Source organism: Thermodesulfitimonas sp. (assembly GCF_052743955.1).
Window position 1 is genome coordinate 1 of sequence record NZ_JBRAIN010000112.1, and the last position, 4870, is coordinate 4870.

The 4870-nt window shown below is 64.1% G+C and carries 3 protein-coding genes; 2 read left to right on the plus strand and 1 reads right to left on the minus strand.

Annotated features, from left to right (window positions below):
• The first annotated feature begins 126 nt into the window (after window positions 1-126).
• Window positions 127-2301, plus strand: coding sequence for a YcdB/YcdC domain-containing protein (locus tag ACUVTA_RS08495; RefSeq protein WP_445952514.1), 2175 nt, complete (start codon window positions 127-129; stop codon window positions 2299-2301).
• Between the two features lie 4 nt (window positions 2302-2305).
• Here ACUVTA_RS08495 and ACUVTA_RS08500 read toward each other — a convergent pair whose 3' ends face one another.
• Window positions 2306-3058: a DUF4198 domain-containing protein gene (locus ACUVTA_RS08500; RefSeq protein WP_445952515.1), complete on the minus strand. Its 753-nt coding sequence runs from the start codon at window positions 3056-3058 to the stop codon at window positions 2306-2308.
• Window positions 3059-3248: 190 nt separating this feature from the next.
• Here ACUVTA_RS08500 and ACUVTA_RS08505 point away from each other — a divergent pair, with 190 nt between their 5' ends.
• Entirely contained in the window at window positions 3249-4772 is a 1524-nt protein-coding gene (locus tag ACUVTA_RS08505; protein ID WP_445952516.1) for a YifB family Mg chelatase-like AAA ATPase, read from the plus strand.
• Window positions 4773-4870: the final 98 nt, after the last annotated feature.

A 4870-nucleotide genomic window follows, 5' to 3' on the forward strand; every position in this document is an offset into this window, starting at 1 on the left:
GAAAACGGCGTGGTCAACGTGAGTGCCACCCGAAATGGGACAAGGCCAAAATTTTACTGTTATGGCAGGAAATATAAGATACCCGCAGAAAACTTTGCTAAAATCATTTGCTGCGGGGGTGGGAGGATGCGTCGTTTCTGGTGGTTCCTTCTGATGGGTGCGGTTTTTGGGTTGGCGGCCGCACCTGCCTGGGGCCAGGGAGAGAACGTTCCGGTCTCCTTAGAGCAGGCAGTCCGGACCGTGCGGGCGAACCTCAGCGTTCCACCGGAGTGTACCGTTTTCAACTTTGGTTTCGAGCAGGGGCCGATGGGTAGTTTCTGGCAGCTCAACTGGTTCAGCCCGAAGGGGTTTAGCAATTTTGGCGTTACTGTGGACGCGAATACTGGCGAGATCACAAGTTTTCACCGCTTCGGGGCTCCCGGAGGGCCGGACGGCCGGCTACCGCGTTACACCCGGGAGGAGGTCCAGCCGGTGGCGGTGGCGCTGGTGAAGAAGTTGGCGCCGCAAAAGTGGGCGTCTTTACGCCTGCAGCCGCTACAGGAGCAGCCCTGGGACCTTTCGCGGCACACCTTTGTTTTTGTCTGCTACGTAAACGGAATTCCTTTTCCCGAAAACGGGGTGCGGGTGGTGATCGATGGGAACAGCAAGGAGCCGGTGGAGTACATGCTGAACTGGGTACCGGCCGACGATTTTCCGGATCCTAAGGGGATACTCTCCCGGGACGAGGCGCTGCGCCGCTACTGGGAGCAGGTAAAGCCCCACTTAGAGTACCTTGTCCCCATCACGCCGGAGGATCCTGAGCGGCAGCGCCATCCCCGGCTGGTTTACGCCTTGGAGCCGGGGGAATTGGCGGTTGACGCCTTTACGGGAAAGGTGTTTGCGGGGATGGCGCCTGCCTTTGGGCCCTTCGGGGATTTAGGGATGATGACGAGAAGGGGTGGCAGGGAGCCGCTCACGCCCGCCGAGCAGGAAGAGGTGGAGTCCCTCGCGGACCTGATCACGGCGGCGGAGGCGGTTAAGGTCGTGTGCGGTTTTGTGCCGCAGGCAGCGAGGGCGACCCTGACCCAGAGCAGCCTTACCGCTGGGGCGCCGTGGCAGCGGGAGAAGGCTTGGGAGCTCCATTTCGACGATAGCGAGCGCCGGCTGCGGATTGACGCGACGGTTAGTGCCACTACGGGGGAGTTGCTGCAACTCTATATAAGTTCGACGGATAGCGAGGAATTGCGCGGCGGGGTGCCGGCCAAGAAGGAAGAGGCGAAGCTGAGCCAGGAGGCGGCGCAAGGGGTCGCGGCGGCGTTTCTGCACCGGGTGGCGCCGGCGCTGGTAGGGCGCGTGCGCCTGAAAGAGCAGCAGCTTTCCGGCTTCCTGAACCTTCACCCGGTCTTTAACTTCCAGTACCAGCGCGTTGAGAACGATATCCCCTGTGCCGCCAACTTTCTCGCGGTCCAGGTGGACACGGTGACGGGCGAGGTGGTGGGCTACCAGCGGCAGTGGGTGGAAGCCGCCTTCCCGCCGCCGGCAGAAGCCTTTTCGCCGGGAGTGGCGCTCGACCGCTACCTGGACAGCTTCGGTTTTGAGCTGCGCTACGTCCGGCTGGTACCCAGTACTCCGGCGGAGATTTTCGCCGGTCCTGCCGACCCCTACGGGTGGAAGAAGGCGAAGGTATACCTAGTATATGCCTTGAAGCTGCCTTCTGCGGGTCTCTTTTTGGACGCGCAGCGCGGCGAATTCGTCGACTACGAGGGGAATACGGTGGCGGTGAAACCAGCTCCCACCTTCAGCGACACAACAGACAGCCCCTTCGCCAAGGAGATCGCCATGCTGAAGGAAGCGGGTGTCGTCACCGGCTACCAGGGGCGCTTCCGGCCGCGCGACGCCGTGACACAGGCGGAATTAGTCGCGATGTTAGTGGCGGCGCAAAGTCCGGTCGCGGTGCCGCAGGCGGCGGAGAAGACGCCTTGGTACAGCGGGGCCTACGAACAGGCCCAGCTGCGCGGGATTATCGAAGCCAAGGAGGCGGCGCCGGCCCGGCCGGTTACGCGCCTGGAGTTAGCGCGGCTGTTAGTGCGCGGCCTCGGTTACCGGCCGGTGGCGGAGCTGCCCGCGCTTTACCGTTTGCCCTGCCGGGACGCCGCGCGCGTACCGGCAACGGACCGGGGCTACGCGGCGCTGGCCTGGGGGCTGAAGCTTTTCCCGTGGTCGGGTAGCGAGTTCGGCCCGACGGCGGTGGTGAAACGCGAGGAAGCAGCGGCGGCGCTGGTGCGGTTTTTGCGGGTGCCGCGGCCCCGGGTTTTGATGTAAAAGTTTACCGGACGCCGTACAGGCTTAGGGTGGCGCTGACCACCCGTTTTTCGTACTCGCCCGGCACACCACGGCCGGCGTCGGTGTGGCGGACGTAGAAGAGCCAGTGGCCGCCTGCTGCGAGGCGGATCGTTGCCCGGCCCTGAGTGTCGGTAGGAACGCGCAGCGGCCAGTCCCTTTTTTCGCTCAGGCTCCAGTTAGCGCAGAGGAGTGCGCCGGGGAGCGGCCCGCCGCGGTAGCGCACCTGGAGGGTGACCTCGCTACCGGCGCGGTAATCGCCGGGCGACAGGATGATCTCGAGTTCGTTCCCCAAGAAGCTAACATCGGCCTGCTTGAAGAGGTCGCCGCAGGCGGCGCAAAAGTGGCCGACCTGCAGGTAAGTTTTGGCGTACTGGTAGTAGCAGGCGGCCTCGCGGGCGTCCGGGTACTCCTGGCGCGTGCCAGGTTTGTAAAGTCCGCCCTTGGTTAACACGATGGGCCCCACGTCATTTTCGGCGACCAGCGCCCAGAGCCCTTCCCGCTCCGGCACCAGCCGGACGAGGTGGTGGTCGCCGTTTTCGGTGACCGGGAGACTAATCCTTTCGCCCCCCGGATCGACGGCCCAAGCCCGGAGACGGTCGGTCGCTGCTCGCCCGTTCGGGTGCATCGCGTGGCCGTAAAAGAGCCGGCAGCGAAGTTCGTGGCCTTTGTGGCCGTGGTTGGCCTCCGGCAGCAGCCATATCTCGTGCCCCTTTACTGCCTTTAAAAGTGTTGTCACTGGCGTCACCTCAGCTTTTAGCTATTGTTCCATTTCTCCCCGGCCGTTTATCCGTCGCGCGTCCGGGCAGCGTTAGGTAAAGGATACCACGCGAGCGAGCCGTTGAGAAGGCGAATTTTCGCCGGTAGCAGGAGGAACCCGCGCCGGTTACGGCGAATTGAGGCTTGGAAATTACGGGGAGGAAGGGCAGTTGCTCGCGGTAGTTAAAAGCGTGGCGCTTTACGGCCTGCAGGGGTATTTGGTGCGGGTGGAAGTCGATATCGGCGGGGGATTGCCCGCCTTTGAGATTGTGGGGCTTCCGGATACGGCCGTCCGCGAGGCGCGTGACAGGGTACGGGCGGCGCTGAAAAACGCCGGCTTCACCTTTCCCCTCGGGCGGATTACGGTAAACTTAGCCCCGGCTGACATTCGCAAGGAGGGACCGGGTTACGACTTGGCGTTAGCGGCCGGCATTTTAGCGGCCACGGGGCAGGTACCGGCCCAAGCCGCGGCGCGGTTCGTCTATTTTGGCGAACTCTCGCTTGAGGGAACGGTGCGGGGGGTCTACGGGGTGCTGCCGGCGGTGGCGGCCGCGGTGGAGCACGGGGCGAACGAGGTGGTGGTAGCGGCGGCAAACGCCAGCGAGGCGGCGCTGGTGGCGGGGGCCACGGTTTATCCCGTGGAAAATCTGCAGGAGCTGGCGCAGTTCCTCGCCGGGGAGCAAGAGCTTGCGCCGTGCAGGGTTGACCTGGCGGCGGGTGAACCCCGGAAAGCGACGCTCGATTTTGCCGAGGTTAGGGGCCAGTTTTACGCTAAGCGGGCGCTTGAAGTGGCGGCGGCCGGCGGGCACAACGTGCTCATGATAGGCTCGCCGGGAACGGGCAAGACGATGCTGGCGCGGCGGCTGCCTACCATTTTGCCGGCGATGACTTTCGCGGAGGCGCTCGAGGTGACAAAAATCCATAGTCTGGCGGGCCTTTTACCTCCGGGCGAGCCGCTTTTGCGGGAGCGACCCTTCCGCGCGCCCCACCACACCGCTTCGCCAGCGGCGCTCGTCGGGGGCGGCCGCTATCCCCGCCCAGGGGAAGTGAGCCTCGCCCACCACGGTGTTCTTTTTCTCGACGAATTCCCCGAATTTTCCAAAGAAGCGCTCGAGGCCCTGCGCCAGCCGTTGGAGGACGGGATCGTAACCGTTTCGCGGGCGGCAGCCGCGGTTTCCTTTCCCGCGCGGATCATGCTGGTTGCCGCTGCTAACCCCTGCCCGTGCGGGTTTTACGGGGACCAGGAGAAAGAGTGCACCTGCTCGCCGGCGCGGTTGCAGCGTTACCGGAGCCGCCTTTCCGGGCCGCTGCTCGACCGGATCGATATCTGCATTACCGTTCCGCGGGTCCGGTTTGAGGAGCTGGCCGGCGAACCGGCTGGGGAAAGCTCGGCGGCGGTGCGCCAGCGCGTGGAGGGGGCGAGGGCGGTCCAGCGGGAGCGTTTCCGGGGCACACCGGTCACCTGTAACGCGGCGATGACGGGTACTCAGGTCAGACGTTTTTGCGGCCCGACGCGGGAGGCGCAGCGAATGTTGCAGGCAGCTTTCCGGCAAATGGCGCTAAGCGCCCGCGCCTACGACCGGGTACTAAAAGTGGCCCGGACCATCGCCGACCTGGAAGGCGCCGAAGCGATCGGCACGGCACACATCGCCGAGGCGCTGCAGTACCGGGAGCGGGGAGAGGGAGGCTTTTAAGAGCTAGCACGTGCTCCAGGTTTATTGTTTTAGAAGTTTAATTAAAGTCCTTACATCCTGAAGTTGCGGACGCTAGCCGCTGGGTCTTTATTTGTCTT

Coding starts and splice junctions, on each gene's coding strand:
- ACUVTA_RS08495 (WP_445952514.1), top strand. CDS start 127: ATGCGTCGTTTCTGGTGGTTCCTTCTGATGGGTGCGGTTTTTGGGTTG.